The organism is Pseudonocardia sulfidoxydans NBRC 16205, from assembly GCF_007989085.1.
In the GTDB taxonomy this organism is placed as follows: domain Bacteria; phylum Actinomycetota; class Actinomycetes; order Mycobacteriales; family Pseudonocardiaceae; genus Pseudonocardia; species Pseudonocardia sulfidoxydans.
In genome coordinates this window covers 1-17,126 of sequence record NZ_BJVJ01000029.1, presented here as the reverse complement: position 1 = coordinate 17,126, position 17,126 = coordinate 1, and the positions used below count along the sequence as shown (strand labels likewise).

General features: G+C 74.6%; 17 protein-coding genes and 1 pseudogene. 11 read left to right on the top strand and 7 right to left on the bottom strand.

Going from position 1 to position 17,126, the window contains the following annotated elements; all coding sequences use genetic code 11:
* Nucleotides 1-233: 233 nt before the first annotated feature.
* From PSU4_RS32380 to PSU4_RS15450, 3 genes are read right to left on the bottom strand one after another with little or no spacing between them, the layout of a single operon-like run.
* Nucleotides 234-1,064 (bottom strand): NUDIX domain-containing protein, encoded by an 831-nt coding sequence (locus PSU4_RS32380; protein WP_246115137.1) that lies wholly within the window; start codon nt 1,062-1,064, stop codon nt 234-236.
* A 19-nt stretch (nt 1,065-1,083) separates the two neighbouring features.
* The gene (locus PSU4_RS15455; protein WP_147108525.1) at nt 1,084-2,409 is read right to left on the bottom strand and encodes a sensor histidine kinase; all 1,326 of its coding nucleotides are present in this window, start codon (nt 2,407-2,409) and stop codon (nt 1,084-1,086) included.
* Nucleotides 2,406-3,092 carry a response regulator transcription factor gene (locus PSU4_RS15450; protein ID WP_147108522.1) on the bottom strand — a complete coding sequence of 229 codons (687 nt, stop codon included), beginning with the start codon at nt 3,090-3,092 and terminating at the stop codon, nt 2,406-2,408. Before PSU4_RS15450 ends, PSU4_RS15455 begins: the two co-directional genes overlap by 4 nt.
* Before the next feature lie 94 nt (nt 3,093-3,186).
* Here PSU4_RS15450 and PSU4_RS15445 point away from each other — a divergent pair, with 94 nt between their 5' ends.
* From PSU4_RS15445 to PSU4_RS15425, 5 genes are all read left to right on the top strand, one after another.
* Nucleotides 3,187-4,221 (top strand): LolA family protein, encoded by a 1,035-nt coding sequence (locus tag PSU4_RS15445; protein ID WP_147108519.1) that lies wholly within the window; start codon nt 3,187-3,189, stop codon nt 4,219-4,221.
* 10 nt (nt 4,222-4,231) lie between these two features.
* The gene (locus PSU4_RS15440) at nt 4,232-5,185 is read left to right on the top strand and encodes an ABC transporter ATP-binding protein (protein WP_147108516.1); all 954 of its coding nucleotides are present in this window, start codon (nt 4,232-4,234) and stop codon (nt 5,183-5,185) included.
* Nucleotides 5,182-6,027: an ABC transporter permease subunit gene (locus PSU4_RS15435; RefSeq protein ID WP_147108513.1), complete on the top strand. Its 846-nt coding sequence runs from the start codon at nt 5,182-5,184 to the stop codon at nt 6,025-6,027. The genes PSU4_RS15440 and PSU4_RS15435 overlap by 4 nt, the downstream gene beginning before the upstream one ends.
* A 93-nt stretch (nt 6,028-6,120) precedes the next feature.
* A complete protein-coding gene (locus PSU4_RS15430; protein ID WP_147108510.1) occupies nt 6,121-6,417 on the top strand; it encodes a 4a-hydroxytetrahydrobiopterin dehydratase in 297 nt (98 codons plus the stop codon).
* 226 nt (nt 6,418-6,643) lie between these two features.
* Nucleotides 6,644-7,702, top strand: a complete 1,059-nt coding sequence (locus PSU4_RS15425) for a 3-deoxy-7-phosphoheptulonate synthase (protein ID WP_147108507.1) — start codon at nt 6,644-6,646, stop codon at nt 7,700-7,702.
* Between the two features lie 267 nt (nt 7,703-7,969).
* Here the strand turns inward: PSU4_RS15425 and PSU4_RS32785 are convergent, their stop codons facing one another.
* Complete coding sequence (locus PSU4_RS32785) at nt 7,970-8,092, bottom strand: hypothetical protein (RefSeq protein ID WP_281290686.1); 123 nt, start codon at nt 8,090-8,092, stop codon at nt 7,970-7,972.
* A 154-nt stretch (nt 8,093-8,246) separates the two neighbouring features.
* On the opposite strand from PSU4_RS32785, the gene PSU4_RS15420 reads away from it, so the two are divergent.
* From PSU4_RS15420 to PSU4_RS31860, 3 genes are all read left to right on the top strand, one after another.
* Entirely contained in the window at nt 8,247-8,501 is a 255-nt protein-coding gene (locus PSU4_RS15420; RefSeq protein WP_186816973.1) for a S1 RNA-binding domain-containing protein, read from the top strand.
* Nucleotides 8,502-8,832: 331 nt separating this feature from the next.
* Nucleotides 8,833-9,228, top strand: coding sequence for a hypothetical protein (locus PSU4_RS15415; RefSeq protein WP_147108501.1), 396 nt, complete (start codon nt 8,833-8,835; stop codon nt 9,226-9,228).
* A gap of 939 nt (nt 9,229-10,167) precedes the next feature.
* The gene (locus tag PSU4_RS31860; protein WP_222596270.1) at nt 10,168-11,892 is read left to right on the top strand and encodes a hypothetical protein; all 1,725 of its coding nucleotides are present in this window, start codon (nt 10,168-10,170) and stop codon (nt 11,890-11,892) included.
* Nucleotides 11,893-11,903: 11 nt separating this feature from the next.
* Here the strand turns inward: PSU4_RS31860 and PSU4_RS15405 are convergent, their stop codons facing one another.
* The 3 genes from PSU4_RS15405 to PSU4_RS15395 are packed head-to-tail and all read right to left on the bottom strand — an operon-like array spanning nt 11,904 to nt 14,159.
* The gene (locus PSU4_RS15405) at nt 11,904-12,431 is read right to left on the bottom strand and encodes a hypothetical protein (RefSeq protein ID WP_147108498.1); all 528 of its coding nucleotides are present in this window, start codon (nt 12,429-12,431) and stop codon (nt 11,904-11,906) included.
* A 40-nt stretch (nt 12,432-12,471) separates the two neighbouring features.
* Nucleotides 12,472-13,650 carry a DUF6545 domain-containing protein gene (locus PSU4_RS15400; protein WP_147108495.1) on the bottom strand — a complete coding sequence of 393 codons (1,179 nt, stop codon included), beginning with the start codon at nt 13,648-13,650 and terminating at the stop codon, nt 12,472-12,474.
* The gene (locus PSU4_RS15395) at nt 13,647-14,159 is read right to left on the bottom strand and encodes a hypothetical protein (protein WP_186816972.1); all 513 of its coding nucleotides are present in this window, start codon (nt 14,157-14,159) and stop codon (nt 13,647-13,649) included. The genes PSU4_RS15400 and PSU4_RS15395 overlap by 4 nt, the downstream gene beginning before the upstream one ends.
* A gap of 431 nt (nt 14,160-14,590) precedes the next feature.
* Here PSU4_RS15395 and PSU4_RS15390 point away from each other — a divergent pair, with 431 nt between their 5' ends.
* The 3 genes and pseudogenes from PSU4_RS15390 to PSU4_RS15380 form a co-directional block, all read left to right on the top strand.
* Nucleotides 14,591-15,232, top strand: coding sequence for a hypothetical protein (locus PSU4_RS15390; protein ID WP_186816971.1), 642 nt, complete (start codon nt 14,591-14,593; stop codon nt 15,230-15,232).
* Entirely contained in the window at nt 15,229-16,422 is a 1,194-nt protein-coding gene (locus PSU4_RS15385; protein WP_147108492.1) for a MinD/ParA family ATP-binding protein, read from the top strand. Before PSU4_RS15390 ends, PSU4_RS15385 begins: the two co-directional genes overlap by 4 nt.
* Nucleotide 16,423: 1 nt before the next feature.
* Nucleotides 16,424-17,126: pseudogene (locus tag PSU4_RS15380) on the top strand (hypothetical protein); the annotation flags it as partial.

Below are 17,126 nucleotides of genomic sequence, written 5' to 3'. Positions count from 1 at the left end.
GCTAGGGCAGCAGTGAGGTTGCGCGCGGGGTGTGTCGCCCGACGGCTCGTCACCGGGTGCCGGCTGCGCCGAGGGCGGGCCCCGACCTGGTGATCGCTGAACCCGGGGGGCCTGTCGGCATGATCACCGGACCTGGCGCTGAAGCGACACCTACGTCGCCTGAGCGCCAGGAACGGCGATCACCCGGGCCTGTCCTCCCACCCGGGTCGGGCCCGGGCTCGGGTGGACCGTTCTCAGGGCAGGGCTGCTCTCAGGTCGTGGAGGACGGCGCGGTCGGCGTCGACCCAGGGCAGGGCGTCGAGCTCGGAGGCCGACACCCAGCGAAGGGCCGAGTGGTCCAGGGGCTGGGGCGGGGCGGAGCCGGGGCGCAGGCGGGCGAGGTGGACACGGAGGAGGCCGGCGTCGATGGGGAGGTCGGTGCCGAGCCTGCCGCAGGGTTCGACGTCGGCGCCGAGCTCCTCCTTGCACTCCCGCACGACTGCGTCGGCCTCGTCCTCCCCGGCCTCGACGCTCCCACCGGGCAGTTCCCATCGCCCGGCGAGCGCTTCCGGGCGGGTGCGTCGGGCGGCGAGGAGGCGGCCGTCGTCGATCAGGGCGGTGGCGACGACGACCCGGGCGTCCGCGGCACCGGCGACCGCCGACGTCAGACCCGCGGCCCTGGCGGTGAGGACGCCGCGCAGGAGGGGCCGGACGACGAGGGGGTCGCCGAGCAGGCCGAGGGGCGCGCGCCAGGTGAGGGTGTCGGTGACCCGGGTGCCTGCGGGGACGTCGACAAGATCGGTGACGTGGGTCAGTGCGTGGAGGGGGCCGCGGAGCAGGGACGTGGAGATGCGGGTGGGTGAGACCTCGTCGACGACGGTGACCGCGGGGAGCCGGACCGGCAGCCACGGGACGCCCCGGACGCCGAGGCGGACGTGGTCGCCGGGCGCGAGAAGCCGTGCGTCGGTGGCGAAGCGGTGGCCTGCGGCGCCGAGGGCGGCGGCGGAGACGGTCGAGTCGCGGAGCAGTCCGGCGACGGTGCGGGGTCCGGCCGTGACGACGTAGGAGAGGCGTTCGGCGGGCACGCGCAGATCGTCGCAAAGGTCACCCGGCGGCGGGCCAGCGCACCTCCAGCCGGGCGCCGCCGTCGGGTGCGGCGCCCGCGGTGACGGTGCCGCCGCGGGCGCGGACGAGCCCGTCGACGAGGGCGAGGCCGAGCCCGGCGCCGCCGCCGTCGCCTGCGTGTTCGGGGGCGAGGCGGGTGAATCTGTCGAAGATGCGGGCGCGGTCGGCGGCGGGGACGCCGGGGCCGTCGTCGTCGACGAGCAGCCTCACGGTGCGTCCGGCGGGCAGGACGGCGACGCGGACGACGGTGCGGGCGTAGCGGACGGCGTTGCCGAGGAGGTTGTCGAGGACGAGCGCGACCTCACCGGGGCCGGCCGCGACCGACGCGGGGGCGGGCGCGACGACTTCCACGACCGGGGTGGAGTCGGACTCGGCGAGCCGAGATGTCGCGGCCCGGACGGCGGCGACGAGGTCGACGGGTTCGGGGGCGGGTCGGCGGCCGGCGTCGGCGCGGGCCAGGGCGAGCAGGTCGGACAGCATCGTCGTCAGCCGTTCGGCTTCTCCGGCGATGGCGCGCAACGTGTCGTCGGACAGTGCCGGGTCGGGGTGGGCGACGGCGACCTCGGCCTGGGCGCGGATGGACGCGACCGGGGAGCGGAGCTCGTGGGCGGCGTCGCCGGTGAAACGTTCGAGGCGGGCGACGGCGTCGTCGCGGCGGGCGAGCAGCCCGTTGATCTCCTCGGCGAGGGAGCGGAGCTCGTCGCGGGACTCGGGCAGCGGGAGCCGTTCGCCGGGTGGGAGGGCGGCGGCGGAGGCGCGCATGCGGTCGACGGGGCGGAGCGCGGCGCGGGTGGCGGCCCACGCGGCGAGGGCGATGACGGCGGCGACGGCGAGGGCGGCGAGCAGGAACCCGACGGCCGCGCGGGCGAGCAGGGTGGCACCGCCGACGAGGGTGCCGCCGGCGACGACGAGCCGCGTCGACCCGTCGGGCACCACGGCGGGGACGGCGAGCCAGCGGCGGAACTCGCCGCCGGCGAACGTGGTGATGGCGGTGCCGCTGGCGAGGCGGCGGATCTCGCTGTCGCGCAACGGGAGTGGCCCACGCCCGTCGACGGGGTCGCCCGCGGTGTCGACGACCCGGACGGCCGGGCCGCCGACGGCGGCTCCGTCGGTGCGCAGGTCCCCGGCGACCGAGGTGGCCTGGACACGCAGCTCGGCGTCGGCCGCTCCGGTCAGTGTGGACGCGACGAGTCCGGCGCCGAGCCGCGACAGCAGGACCAGCGCGACGACGGCCACGACCCCGACGACGAGGGTGATCCGGAACCGCAGCGAACGCCGCGACCACCAGCGGAGCAGGCGGGTCACGTCCCGGAACCGACCAGGTAGCCGAAGCCGCGGACGGTGCGCAGCAGGTGCCCGGCGCCGACGGCCTCGAGCTTGCGTCGCAGGTATCCGACGTAGACCTCGACGACGTTGCGGCTCGCGGCCTGCGCGTCGCCCCACACCAGCCGCAGCAGCTCGTCCTTGGCGACGGCGGTGTCGGGCCGGCTGGCGAGCGCGTGCAGCAGCGCGAACTCCCGCGGCGACAGCTCCATGGCGTTGCCCTCGTAGGAGGCGCTGCGGGCGGCGGGGTCGACGACGAGCCCGCCGAGGCGGACCCGCTGCCCGGTGCGGCCGAGGGTGGCGTCGCGACGGCGGAGCATGGCTTTGAGCTGCGCGACGAGCACGACGAACGAGAAGGGTTTGATCAGGTAGCCGTCGGCGCCGAGGTCGAGCCCGTCGGCCTGGTCGATCTCCCCGTCCTTGGCCGACACCAGCAGGACGGGGGTGTCGACGCCGGCGGCGCGCATGTGTTCGAGGACCCGGTAGCCGGAGAGGCCGGGAAGGATGATGTCGAGGACGACGGCGTCGAAACTGCCGGTCAGCGCGGCGCGCAGGGCGGACTGGCCGTCGCCGACGGACACGACCTCCATGCCCTCGGCGGTGAGCCCGCGGTGCAGCGCCGTGCGCACCCCGGGCTCGTCGTCGACCACCAGCACTCTCGCCATCGCGCCGGACGCTACTGGTCCGCACCGACAGTGGGCTCAGGGGCTTCTCAGCGCACTCAGTGGCTTCTCAGGGCCGATACGTCAGGCTGAGCGCATGGCATCACGACGTGGCTGGGCACGGGTCGGCATGGGGGTCGCCGTCGCGGGGGCGGTGGGGCTGGGCCTGTTGGCCGTCCCGGCCGGCGCGGGTGCGGCGCCGGAGCTGCCGCCGGTGAGCGCGGAGGATCTGGTGACGTCGGTGGTCGAGGCGAAGGACCCGGGTCCGTTGCACGCCACCGTGACCCTAGACAACGCGTTGGGGCTGCCCGCGATCCCGGGTGTGCCGCAGGCCGCGAACGGGACGTCGACCGCGCAGGTGTGGTCCGACGGCGCCGGCAAGGGCCGGCTGTCGGTGCCGAGCGGGCAGGGCGAGAAGACGATCGTCGACGACGGCACGACCGTGTGGGCGTGGGACTCCGCCGACAAGACCGTCACGAAGAAGGCCGTCGGCACCGAACAGAAGCCGCCGCAGGCCGACGTGACCGACCCGGCCGCTGCGGCGCAGAAGGCGGTCGCGGACCTGCGGGCGACGAGCACGGTCGCGGTCGACGGCACCGCCGAGGTGGCGGGCCGCCCGGCCTACGAGCTGGTGCTGCGTCCCCTGCCGACGGAGCGGACGCTGCTGCGCGAGGTGCGGGTGGCGGTCGACTCGGAGAAGCGGCTCCCGCTGCGGCTGACGGTGCTGGCCAACGGTTCGTCGGACCCGGCGTTGCAGGTCGGTTTCACCGAGCTGGAGTTCGGGGCCCAGGATCCCGGCATGTTCACGTTCACCCCGCCGCCCGGCGCGACGGTGACCGAGGCGCCCGATCGCCCCGGTGACGCGCAGAAGCCGCAGCGTCCGGAGCCGAAGGTCGTCGGCGACGGCTGGGACACCGTCGTGATCGCGACGATGCCGCCCGCCGACGCGCAGCAGCAGGGTGGTCGTGACGGCGCTCCCGATCTCTCGTCGATCGGCAAGGAGGTCAGCGGCCCGTGGGGCAGCGGCCGCGAGATCGACACCGCGGTGGCGACGGCCATCATCACCTCCGACGGCCGGGTCGCCGCGGGCGCGGTGCCCGCCCAGGTGCTGACCGAGGCCCTGTCCCAGTGACGACTCCACAGTGACCGCATCCACCGACGAGCGCACGGCGGCCCGGGTTGCACCTCCCGCGGCCGCCGTCCGCGGGGTGCGGAAGGTGTTCGGCAGGACCGTCGCCGTCGACGGGATCGACCTCGAGGTGCCCACCGGTTCGGTACTGGGCATGTTGGGCCCCAACGGGTCCGGCAAGACCACGCTGATCCGGATGCTCCTCGGGCTGACCCGCCCCACGTCCGGCACCGCGGAGCTGCTGGGCCACGCGGTGCCGGATGCGGCCGAGCAGGCGCTGCCGCACGTCGGCGCGCTCGTCGAGGGGCCGGGGTTCCACCCGTTCCTGTCGGGGCGGGAGAACCTGCGCCGGGTCGCCGCGACCGAGCCGCTGCTGGCGACAAGCCAGATCCGCGAGGCCGTCGGTACCGCCCTGGAGCGCGTGGGGCTGGCCGACGCCGCCGACCGCCGCTTCCGCGGCTACTCCCTCGGCATGAAGCAACGGCTCGGCCTGGCGGCGGCGTTGCTGGTGCCGCGCAGGCTGGTGGTGCTCGACGAGCCCACCAACGGCCTCGACCCCGCCGGCACCCGCGACGTCCGCCGGATCGTCGCCGAGCTGCACGCGGGCGGCGCGACCGTGCTGGTGTCGTCGCACCTGCTGGCCGAGGTGGAGGCGACGTGCACGCACGTCGCGGTGCTGCAGTCGGGCACCCTGGTGGCCTCGGGTGAGCTGAGCGCGCTGCTGGAGGCCGGGACCGGCGGGCTCGTCGTCACCACACCCGACGTCGACACCGCGCTGGAGTCGTTGCGCGGTATCGGTGCGACGGCGTTCCGGGAGGGCGACGGGATCGTCGTCGCCGACGGCGGCCCACCCGCGCCGGAGGTCGTCGCGCTGCTGGTCCGGGCGGGTGTGGCGGTGCACGAGGCGCGCCGCCGCCGGGCCCGGCTCGAGGAGCTGTTCGCGCGCCTGACCGAGGAGTCGCCATGACGTTGGTCGAGAGCGCCACGACGCCCCACCGCAGGTCCGCGCCCATGGGCCGGCTGCTCGGCGCCGAGCTGCGCTGGGTGCTGCGCCGCCCGCGCACCCTCGTCATGCTCGGGCTGTTCGCGCTGGTCCCGATCCTGATCGCGGTCGGTGTCGTCGTCGCCGACCGCAGCGGTGGCGGGCTGATCGGCGCGATCGCGGGCAACGGGCTCGTGCTGCCCGTCGCGGCGATGACGTTGATGCTGGCGCTGCTGCTGCCGCTCGCCGTCGCGATGGCGGCGGCCGACGCGATCGCGGGCGAAGCCGCGCACGGCACGTTGCGTGGCCTGCTGCTCGCGCCCGTGGGGCGTGGCCGGCTCGTCGTGATGAAGGCGTTCGGGGTGCTCGTCGTGGCCGTGGTGGCGACACTGGTCGTCGCCGTCGTCGGCGTGATCGCCGGGCTCGTCGTCGTGGGCGGTGCCGACGGCACGCTGGTCACGTTGTCCGGCACGACGCTCGGCCTCGGCGAGGCGATGGGCCGGGTCGGGATCGCGGCCCTGTGGACCGTCGGCCAGCTCGCCGCGGTGGGCGCGGTCGCGCTGGCGATCTCCGCGTTCACCGAGCACCCGCTGGTGGTGCTCGCGTCGGTGCTGGGCGGGCTCATCGTGTTCGGTGTGCTCGGCGCGATCCCCGCGCTCGACTGGCTGCAGCCCTACCTGTTGACGACGGGCTTCTCCGCAGGCGCCGACGTCCTGCGCGACCCGACGACCTGGGGCGAGCTGGGCAGCAGCACGCTGCGGGCGTTGTGCTACATGGCGATCGGTGGCGGGATCACCACGAGCCGGATGCTCACGCGCGACGCCTGACGTGAGCCGTCCGGGGCGCCGGCATCGAGGCACACGGCCGTTCGGCACCTTCCCCGCTGCGCAGGGCTGCCCTGCTGCGGAAGACTGCCGGGCATGGCCGATCTCCTCGACGACGCCTCCATCACCTCGGCCCTCGCCGACCTCCCCGGGTGGGAGCGCGACGGCGACTCGATCGTGCGCACCGCGAAGCTGCCCGACTTCCCGACGGCGATCCGCGTCGTCGGGGAGGTCGGCGACGACGCCGAGCGCGCCGACCACCACCCCGACATCGACATTCGTTGGCGGACACTGACCTTCCGCCTGTCGACGCACTCGGCCGGCGGCCTCACCGCCAAGGACACCGCGCTGGCCGCGGAGATCTCCGCACGCGTCTCCGCGGCCGGCGGCTGACCCCGCCACCACGGCCTTCACCCGCGCGAGGTGACCATGCTCCCTGGCGGTGCGAGGTCCGCGTCGGCTACTGTCGCGCCCGTGCAGCGCCAGTACTGGTTTACGCGACCGGCCCGGGACGGGTCGGCGGGCGATCTGCTGCGCTAACCATCGACCACCCCGAGCCGGACGGACCGGCTCGCGGTGACGACGGGCGGGTCCGATCCCTGAGAGGACGACCCCCGTCATGAACACCCTCGCCAGCCCGAACCTGGACGCGCAGCGCACCGCGGGCATCAGCCCGCTCATCTCGCCCGCGCTCCTGCGGTCCGAGCTACCCGTCGACACCGGCGTCGCCGCCACCGTCACCCACGGGCGCGACGCCGCCGTCGACGTCCTCACCGGCCGCGACGACCGCCTCGTCGTGGTCGTCGGCCCCTGCTCCATCCACGACGCCGACGCCGCGCTCGACTACGCCCGGCTCCTCGCCGCCCACGCCGAGACCCTCCGCGAGGACCTCGTCGTCGTCATGCGGGCCTACTTCGAGAAGCCGCGCACCACCGTCGGCTGGAAAGGGCTCATCAACGACCCCGACCTCGACGGCACCTTCCAGGTCAACAAGGGCCTGCGGATCGCCCGGTCGCTGCTGCGCGACATCACCGCGCTCGGCCTGCCCGTCGGCTGCGAGTTCCTCGACCCGATCACCCCGCAGTACATCGCCGACCTCGTCTCCTGGGGCTCCATCGGCGCCCGCACCGCCGCCAGCCAGGTCCACCGCCAGCTGTGCAGCGCCCTGTCCATGCCCATCGGGATCAAGAACTCCACCGACGGCGACGTGCAGATCGCCGTCGACGGCGCCCGCGCGTCGGCGGAGAGCCACGTGTTCATGGGGATCAACCCCGACGGTCTCGCGTCACTGATCACGACGACCGGCAACCCCGACTGCCACGTCATCCTCCGCGGCGGCGGCGGCGGACCCAACTACTCCGCCGAACACGTCTCCGCCGCGCTGGGGACACTCACCAAGGCCGGCCTGCCCGAACGGCTCATCGTCGACGCCAGCCACGGCAACTCCGGCAAGGACCACCGCCGCCAGCCGACCGTCGCCGCCGACCTCGCATCGCGGATCGCCGCGGGCGAGAAAGGCGTCGTCGGGGTGATGCTGGAGAGCTTCCTCGTCGCCGGACGCCAGGAGATCGGCCCCGACATGGTCCGCGGCTGCAGCGTCACCGACGCCTGCATGGACTGGGACACCACGGCCTCGGTGCTCGACGGCCTCGCCGCCGCGGTCCGCGCCCGCCGCTGACCTCCCTCCCCGAGATCGCCGTCGCCGGACCGATGAGTTCCGACGACGGCACGCATTCCACGACTCGTACGGCCTGCACACGGCAGGCCTACGGGTCGAGGAGGCAGACATGGCACGGGTGAGGTCGCGGGCGACGGGATCGTCTCCCTCGCGAGCGCCGACCTCGCCCAGCAGTGCCTGGGAGGGTGCTGAACAACTCCGGCCGTAGCGAGCGGCGTCTCACCTGCGCTACCCCGTCACGCCTGCAGCGCGATGTGAGGCCGGGCTTCACGAGCCCACGGGCCGGACGACGCCGTCGGCCCGCGCCTCCGCGTAGCCGTAGGCGTGGTCGGCGACCACACGACCACACGACGGCGCGGGCGGTGGCCGGCGGACGATCGCGGCGCCCACGTCGTCGCTGGCGCTACCGTCGACGACATGACTGCCGGGTCGGCCTCGCGCCTCGCACGAGACGGGTTCCCGGCAGGCACGTGAGCACCGGGCGGGCCAGGGGCCCGCCGCCCACCGCGGATCGACGATTCCGTGGGGGAAGGAGGTGAATCACGTGAGCGAACCCCATCGCAGCACGCCCGAGCAGGCGTGGCAGCAGTTCCTCACCGACCAGTGCGGGCGCGCACCCATCGAGGGCGTCGTGACGTCCGTCGTCCCGTTCGGGGCGTTCGTGCGTCTCGGCGGCGGCGTCGACGGCATCCTGCACATCTCCGAATGGGCGCGCGAGCCGCAGCCCGGCGAGATCGTGACGGTACGGATCATCGCGCTCGACCTGACGCGCCGACGGGTCGGCCTGACGACGGCGTGACGGCCGGGTGGGCATCACCGCCGGCGAGGGGCCGGCTCGAATGGTCGCGCCGATCGTCGACGGGCCGGCCGGTGCCGCCGCCCACCCGAACGGGCTAGTGCACGGCACGGCACAGGTCAACAACCCGGCCGGTGATCGATCACTGTTCGTCACGACCCGCGGTAACTGGGAGTTCACTCGATCCAGACCGTGTCGACCGGCCGGGCATCGGTTGCTCACTCGATCCGGTGCAAGAACGCGTCGTCGACTGCGGAGCGCGCGTTGATCCCGGGGACGCTCGCGGATCCCCGTCACCAGGACGGGGGCGCGACGTACACAGGAGGAGTTCCCCATGCGCAAGTTCGCGCGTACCGCCCTGGTCGGCGCCGCCGCACTGCCCCTCGCAATCCTCACCCCGGGCCTCGCGTTCGCCGACGAGGAGGCTCCGGCCCCCGGCCCGCTCGACGCCGTCACCGGGGCGCTCCCCGTCGACCCGGGCGCGGTCGTCGGCCTCGTGACCAGCAACCTGCCGGCCCTCCCCGAGCTTCCGGTACCGCTGCCCGTCGACCCCAACGCCGTCGTCGGCACCGTCCTCGGCGCGCTGCCGCTGCCGGCCGCCCCGGCCGCCGACGCCGCCGCCCCCTCCGACGAGGCCGCCGGTGACGAGGCCGCCAGCGACGAGCCCCCGGCCGACGAGGCCGCCAGTGACGAGGCCCCGGCCGACGACGCGTCGGCCGACGCTGTCTGACGCACCCGCGCGTGCCGGCGGCCCGGCCGACGACGTTCGGGCCGCCCGGCGCGCGGCACCCCGCTCCGGCAGGCTCTCCGCGCACCCCGACCACGGTCGGCGACGCCGGCAGCGCCGACAGCGGCGGGGGCGGCGGCGGCCCGATCGTCGAGCTACCGCCGAGAGCCCTCGAATCTCGTGTACTCGTGGCTCCGGGATGAGATCCGCAGGGCACAGGCCGGAACGGCTCTCCGCTCGGTCGCGGGGCGTCCGGGTCAGGTTGCGACTCCCCGCCCGTCGACCGCAACCCCGACGATCTCGCCGCCGTCCATCGACGGTCCGCGTCGATCGTCCTGCAACGTTCTCCCCGACCGATCCGACAATCACCCGGTCCGCGGCACCGATCCCGCAGATCGTCGCGGCGCGTCCCTGATCCGCGGGCCGTGCCGGTTCGAAAGAGTGGATCACGGCGCTGCTCTGGTCCAGACTGGCGCAGAGCGTCCTCGTCAGACACCTCGTTCGCATTCGTAAACGAATGGTCGATATTGCCGCGAAGGACCCCTCCTCGCAAAGATGATCACTGCGTGACGGGACCGGAGGTCCCGCAGGACGTCGAATGGCGAGGTGGGGACCGTGGATCGTCCACAGTGCGCGTTGCCCGGGTGCACGACGATCGTTCCGGCGGTGCCCGACGGTCGCCCGCCGCGTCGGTACTGCACCCCCGACCACCACATGGCGCACCGGGCGAGCGGCCGGACAGCGGCCACCGCGATGGCAACAAGCACAGTCGCCGCACCGGATGTCGCGCCTCCGCTGATGGTGCCCGATGCGGCGTCGCCGGTCGCTGGTTCGCCGGTTCCCGCGCCCGTTGCCGGCCCGTCACCGCAGAAGGCAGCAACGGCTGGCGCGGCGACCGACACCGATCTGCCGGACACGACACCCTCGGACGGCGTGCCGTCGATGGCGTCCCCGCTCGACTCGTCCCCGCTGGTTGTCGAGTCGCCGGTTGCCGAGTCGCGTGTCGCCGAGTCGCGCGTTGCGGAGTCACGTGTTGCTGAGTCGCGTGTTGCCGGCGCCTCTGGTTCGGGCGCGTCTGGTTCCGGCTCGTCTGGTTCCAGCTCGTCCGGCTCCGGCTCGTCTGGTTCCGGCTCGTCTGGTTCCGGCCCGTCTGCTTCTGGGTCACCCGCTGTCGAGTCGTCGAAGGCCGAGCCGACGGATCCCGCCGCGCTCATTGCCGACTCGCCTGGCGCTCCCTCCGTCGCCGACGCCGTACCCGAACCCGTCGTCGGCGGCGGTGTCGGCGCGGGGCGCGAGCGGCCGGCGGCCGTCCGCCCCGGCGCCCCGCTTGTCGTCGATGCCCTCACCGGCCTGCCCTCGACACGTGAGCCCCGCCGTCGGCGCCGCATCGACGTCTCCGCCGAGGACCACGAGGCGTTCCAGCGTTGGAAGGCCTCCCGTGCCGCCCGGACCCGACGCACCCGGCGGCTGGCCGCCATCGTCGGCGCGGCGGGTGTCCTTGCGGCGGGCGGCACGTTCGTCGTCAAGGAGCTTCCCGACTGGTTCGACCCCGATCACGTCCCCCGCGTCGTCGCGCGGGCCGACTGGCAGGCCCAGGCCCGCATCGCGCTCACCTCGATCGACACCCAGCTGGGGTCGATCGCGACGACACAAGCGGTGTGGGACAACGAGATCGCGGCGCGGTACGACGGCCGGGTCCCCACCGAGGTCGCGGCGATGCAGGCCCGCAAGACCCTGCTCGAGCAGCAGCGGGCTGCGTTGCAAGGTCAACTCGCGACCGCGGACCAGCTGGCTCACGCCCGCACGCTCCTGGCGGGGGTCGACCGGCAGCTCTCGGAGATCGACGCGACGCTCGCGAGCCTGCCCCGTGGCGCCCTCAACCCCGACCAGCAGTTCGTCCGCGACTCCCTGACCGCCCGGCGCGGGCTGCTCGTCGAGGAGCGCTCGTCCCGCAACGCCGACGTGACGCGCTTGCAGGAGGGCGTCGCCGTGGCCGAGAGCAGCCCGGTGCCCGATCCGGCCGACCAGACCGAGCCGCTGACCCGCCGCGTCCTCGACCTGCGTGACCACACACCGCCCCCGCCGCCCCCGCCGCAGTCGCCGCCGCCCGCCGCGACGGCCCCCGACCGGCGCGATCCGACGGTCCTCGCCGACAGCGGCGCGGCGCCGAGCGAGCCCTCACGTGGTGCGCGGGCGGTGGCCGCGGCGCGACCGCCTGTCGAGGTCCCCGTTCTCGAGAGTTCGTCCGCAGGCGGAGACGACTCTTCCGGTCGCAGCGACGGCGGCTCGGGCCGAGAGTCGAGCGACACGGAGGACTCGGGCAGCGCCGCGACCGGTCGCGGCTCCAGCAGCGGCTCGAGCGATTCCAGCCGGTCCGGCGGGGCCGGCGGCTCCGACGGGTCCAGCAGCTCCAGTGGGTCCGGCAGGCCCAGCGGCTCCGGTGGGTCCGGCAGCGCCGGCGGGACCGGCAGCTCCAGCGGGACCGGCAGCTCCAGCGGGACCGGCGGGACCGGCAGCTCCGGTGGGTCCGGTGCATCGGGCCGGTCCGCGGCATCGGACGGTCCGTCGGGCGGGTCCGGCATGACACAGGAGCAGGCCTACGACTGGGCGATGAGCACCCCCGGCGGCCAGATGCACCAGTTCATCCGGGGCGCGTCGGGCGGCTGACCGGGGCCGGGTCACGCCCGGTCGTGCGACCCCAGGATGTGTTGCGCCAGCAGCCGTCCGGTCAGCTCGGCCTCCCGTTCCCGTCGCCACTCCGGCGACCCGGGAGCGCTGGGCTCGCCGCAACGTCCGACGATGGCCGCGACGTGTGCCGGGTCGAGTGCGAGGTCGGCGGCCAGGGCTCTGACGGGCTCCGGCCTGGTCGTCGACACCGGATCCGGTTCGTGCCCGCAGATCATGTGACCGAACTCGTGACAGGCGACGACGGTGCGCGCGAACGGGCTGGTCCGACGGTCCACCCAGACCAGGTCGTGGACGGCAGCGCCCGACCGCACCTGTCCCCACAGCCCCGACGGCAGCCGCAGCCGGCCGGGATCGGTCATGGTCAGCTCGATGCGCCGGCCGCGGATCTCCTCCATGGTGCGGCGCAGCTCGTCGAGGCTCGACGGGAGCTCCGGCAGTACGGTGCGCAGGCGGCGTCGGCACCAGGCGAGCAGGTCGGCGTCGGTCGCCGCGGCGGGACGCAGGTGGGACCCCGTCAACGTCGCCTCCCATGTCCGTGACCGCCGGTCCCGACCATGATCACATGTGCCGGCGCCCCGCGGAACCGAACGACGCGTCCCCTGTGGACAACTCCGTCAGCAGGTCCCGCGCTGCGGCCGCGGTGCCGTGCGTGACGCGGGCGCGTTGGACCTGCGCCAGCCACGCGACCTCCGCCTGCTCGGTCGCGGCACCGCCGAGCGCACTGAGGTCGGCGACGTCGACCTCCTCCTCGTCGTCCGCCGCGACCCCTGCAACCGCGATCTCCAGGCACACCGCCAGTGCGAACGCTCGCGCTTGCGCCGCTCCCAACCCGAGCTCGCGACCGAGCCGGACCGCGGCGTCGGCCTCCTCGGGCCGCACCCAGCGTTGCAGCGTCCAGATTCGGTCCCGGATCTCGACGACGGCGACGAACAGGTCGTCGGTTGCGTCACCGGGCGCGGTGCCGCGGGTGCGGTCGAGGAGCCAACGATGCAGGTCGAGGACGTCGTCGCGGAGCTGTTCGGGCGTCTCGGCGTCGCGGCGGGTGACCGCGCGGACGGCGGCGGCGAGGCCGGCCGCCACGAGCATCGCGAGGACCCCGTCGACGACCGTCCGTGTGGCCGGCCAGGGCTGTGCGACCAGTGCGACGCCCGCCACGGCTGCCACGCCGGCGGCCCAGCCGACCACCCCTCCCCCGAGCACGAGCACCACCACGAGGTCGCGACGACGTCTGCCGGGAGCGAGGTCGCCGACCTCGGCGCGTCCGTCGGCCAGGAACGCGACGGCCGGCACGACGACGGCGAGGCCGAACACCAGCACCGCGACCGCGATGCCGGGCCGCGCGAGCAACGACGCCGACAGACCCTCGGGTGCGACGGTGGCCGGTCCTGGCGCCGCGCCGACGGCCCACGCCCCGCACATGACGACGGCAGCCGCAGCCGCGACGATCGAGCCGGCGCGGGCCCGGCGCGGGCGACGACGTCGCGGTCGAGCGTCGACCACGAGCGCCGTCGCGGCGAGGAGCAGCAGGTCGGACAGCAGTGTGGCGACGGCGACGCGGCCGGTGACGACGTCGACGGCCTCGGCGATCACGCCCGTGCGGACCGTCAGGGCGAGGGCGAGTGCCGCCGTCGCCGCGAGGATGCGTCCGGGGACACGTCCCCGGAGCGCCGCGATCGCGAACGTCGCCCACACCGCGGCCGCGATCACGCGGATCGCGATCTCGACCGCTGCGGTCACCGGCGTCGCCGCAGCACGCCGCGGCGGGCCTTCTCCTTCTGCCCCAGCTGATCGACGAGCTGCGCGACGGCGTCGAGCGACTCCGCGTCCTGCAGGTCACCGAGCCGGGCCATGATCCCGACGACCTGCGGTCTGCTGTCACGCGCGGCCACCGCGGCCTCGAGCTGAGCGTGCACGGCCTGGACCGCGGCGAGGTCGCCCTCGTCTCCCTCGGCGTCGAGAACGAGGTAGGCCACCAGCGCCGACGCGTTGCCGGGCTCGGGCTCCGCCCGGGACAGGTACTCGAAGGTACGGGCGAGGCCGCTCGCGATCTCGGCCGACGGCTTGCTGCGGTTGCCGTTGCGCAGCGACCGCAGGTGGCCCGGGGTGCACACGGGCCGACCGTGCAGCTTCTCCATGGCACGGACGACCTGCGTGTTCGTCCATTCCTCGCGTTCGCCCACCTCGTTGGGTGGTTGCAGGAACGCGGCGAACAGCATGTTCAACCGGTCCGCAAAGGTCAGCGCCACCGCCGGCTCCTCTCCCGAACGCCGGTGCGGACGCCCGACACGACAGACGTTCTGAACCGTAGCTGCAGTCCCGTCGACCTCACCCGTCGACACGCAGGGATGCGCCGTCGAACTCTGATCAACGTCACCGTACGCGTCCTGACGATCTTCTGCGAGTTCTACGATTTCTCCAGAATTGTCAGAGCGATTCTGTAGAGTCGCCTCGTCGCTCGGGAGACACCCGGTGCGAGGAGGGACGGGCGGACATGATGGGTCGAGGTCGATCGTCGAACGGCACCTCGCGCACGGCCGTCGCCCCGGCGTGGGCGGTGGCACCGGGAGTCAGCGCGCCGCCCGGGCCGTCCGTGCCTCCGTTGCGCGAGCCCGTCCCTGCGGCGTTCGTCCGCGGCGTGCCGGAACCGCCCCCGCTGCCGCCCGTACCCGCCCCACCCATGCCGCGCCCCCGGAGCGTGGCGTCCGAGGCCGAGGTCCCCGTCACGGGTCCGCCGGCACCTGTTGTACGCATCCCGGCCACTCGACGGCCGGCGCAGCGTGTCGCGCTCCTCTGCACGTCTGCGACGGGGAGCGATCGTCCACGACGCACGCTCACCGCCGTCGCCACTGATGTCGCGGCCGGTCCCGACGCCGTCGGCGAACTCGAAGCGGCCGCGTTCGCGGGCCGGTTCGTCGCCGAGTTCCTGTCGTGGGACGAGGACGACCCCGCCCGACGCGCCGAGGTCCTGCGCCCACTGCTGCGGGATCCGTCGGGCGCGACGCTGGGCTGGTCGGGAACCGGCCGGCAGCGGGTCGAGACGGTGCTGCCCGGCCGCACCCTGCGCACCCCGTGCGGTGGAAGGATCGTCGAGGTCACGGCCCGGGTCCGCACGTTCCGACGGACGGGCCCGCGCCCCGACGTGACGCCCACCGTCTGCGGCTCCGATGTCTCCGGTGCTTCCTGCTGCCCGCCCGACTCCTCCCCCGGCTGGGTCCCGGCCGAGGCCACCTGGACGCGGGTCGCTCCACCCGTCGTCCGGCTGCCCGACGGGGCGCTCCGGATCGACCTGACGCTCACCGCGCGGGGATCGCAGCGATGACCCGGTCCGCCGGCTCCTGGGCCGACGAGCCCGGCCTCACCCCGTGGCTCGACGACGCCGGCCCTGCGCCGATCCCGTCGCCCGCGCCGGTCGTGCCGCTGCGGCGCCCGGCCACCGTCGCCGGCGGGCGCACCGGCCTGCTGCGTCCGCCGCCTCGACGACCTGCGGCGCCGGTGATGGTCGGTGGCCCGCCGACGGTCGTCGCACCGCCGCCCGTGCCCCCGGCGGCACAGCCCGTGGCCGACGGCTATCTGCGCGACGGCGGTGGGGCCCGCCCCGTTCCGCGGCGCGGGGCGCGCGGATGGCTGTTCACCCTCAGCGGTGGGCGGCTCAACCCGGGAACGTCGACGCGGGAGCTCGCCGAACAGGAACTGCTCGACCGCATCCGCACCCCGCTCGCCGGGTGGCACACGGTCACGGTCGCGAGCACGAAGGGCGGCGTCGGCAAGACCACGACGTCGGCGCTGCTCGGTCTCACCCTCGCCGAGCACCGCGCCGACCGCGTGGTGGCCCTCGACGCCAACCCCGATGCCGGCAACCTCGCCGACCGGCTCCTCGGCCACCCCGCCACCGCCACGCTGCGCCAGCTGCTCGACCACGACGACCCCGATCTGCCGGCGTCGTTCACCGAGGTCTCGCGGTTCGTCCACGACGCCGGCCGGCTGCAGGTGCTGGCGTCCGACCAGGACGCGGCGATGTCGGAGGCGTTCGACCGTGACGAGTACCGCCGTGTCCTCGCGTTGCTGGTGCGGTTCTTCACCGTCGTCGTCACCGATTCCGGGACCGGGCTCGTCCACTCCGCGATGGCCGGAGCGCTGGAGACGACGCGCAGCCTCGTCGTCACCGGAGCGCCGACCATCGACGCGGCCGGCCACATCGACCGGACGCTCGACTCGCTGTCGGCGCACGGGTTCGACGAGCTGGTCCGCGACGCGATCGTCGTGCTCAGCTGTGACCGGCAGGCCCGCAGCGTCGACCCGGTCGCACTGAAGGCACACTTCGAACGACGCTGCCGCGCCGTCGTCGCCGTCCCGCGCGACCCGCACCTCGCCGAGGGTGGTCGTATCCGCCTCGACGCTCTGCGGCCCGCCACCCGCGCCGCGGCCCGTCAGCTCGCCGCCCTCGTCGGCGACGCGTTCGCCTGGGACTTCCCGGCGACGGCCGGGATCGACACCTCGGGCGGTCGCTGACATGGGCGTCTCCGCCATCGCGACCGTGCTGGCCGTCGTCACGGTCGCCGCCGGCCCGGCCGTGGTGCGCCCGGCCGTCGCGACCACCGATGTCCCCGCCGTTGTCGGGGTGGCCGCAAGCTGCGGCTGGCGGCAGACCGCGTCCGAGCTGCACGACGTGCTGGCCCGCGCCACCGACGCGGCAGGTGTCCGGTTGCGGGAGAGCCTCGCCGCGGCGGGCGCCGGGTCGGCGGGCTTCCTCGACGGCTGCGTCACCGGCGGCGACCGGCGCGGCGGAGGACTGCCGGACGACGGCTGTGAGCGTCCGTTCTTCCCGCGGGCCGACTGGCTGTGGGACCCCGTCCCCGCCGGCGCGACCCTCGACCCGGAGTCCTCGGCGATGACCGCCGAGCTCGCCTCGGGCGACCACATCCTCAACACCGGCGAGTTCGGCGTGACGCTCGTGGATGCCGACGAGATCACGACGTCGACACCGCGGTCGGCGGTGTCGCTGTCGGCCGACTGGGGGCCGGACCCGCTCGCCGGGCTGACGGTGCCGGTCCCAGCGTCACTGCGGATCCCGCCGGGCTCCGACGGGCACGTCGCCATCGCCGATGCCGCGACCGACACCGTCGTCAACCTGTGGGTGGCGCGGAAGTCGGGCGACGGGCTGGCCGCGAACTGGGGCGCCGCGACCGCCCTGGGCGGCGACGGCCGCGAACACG

What these genes read in the sequence shown, in the direction of transcription:
- PSU4_RS15450 (WP_147108522.1), bottom strand. Translation starts at nt 3,092, where the DNA reads ATGGCGAGAGTGCTGGTGGTCGACGACGAGCCCGGGGTGCGCACGGCG.
- PSU4_RS15445 (WP_147108519.1), top strand. Translation starts at nt 3,187, where the DNA reads ATGGCATCACGACGTGGCTGGGCACGGGTCGGCATGGGGGTCGCCGTC.
- PSU4_RS15435 (WP_147108513.1), top strand. Translation starts at nt 5,182, where the DNA reads ATGACGTTGGTCGAGAGCGCCACGACGCCCCACCGCAGGTCCGCGCCC.
- PSU4_RS15430 (WP_147108510.1), top strand. Translation starts at nt 6,121, where the DNA reads ATGGCCGATCTCCTCGACGACGCCTCCATCACCTCGGCCCTCGCCGAC.
- PSU4_RS15425 (WP_147108507.1), top strand. Translation starts at nt 6,644, where the DNA reads ATGAACACCCTCGCCAGCCCGAACCTGGACGCGCAGCGCACCGCGGGC.
- PSU4_RS15415 (WP_147108501.1), top strand. Translation starts at nt 8,833, where the DNA reads ATGCGCAAGTTCGCGCGTACCGCCCTGGTCGGCGCCGCCGCACTGCCC.
- PSU4_RS31860 (WP_222596270.1), top strand. Translation starts at nt 10,168, where the DNA reads ATGGCGTCCCCGCTCGACTCGTCCCCGCTGGTTGTCGAGTCGCCGGTT.
- PSU4_RS15390 (WP_186816971.1), top strand. Translation starts at nt 14,591, where the DNA reads ATGCCGCGCCCCCGGAGCGTGGCGTCCGAGGCCGAGGTCCCCGTCACG.
- PSU4_RS15385 (WP_147108492.1), top strand. Translation starts at nt 15,229, where the DNA reads ATGACCCGGTCCGCCGGCTCCTGGGCCGACGAGCCCGGCCTCACCCCG.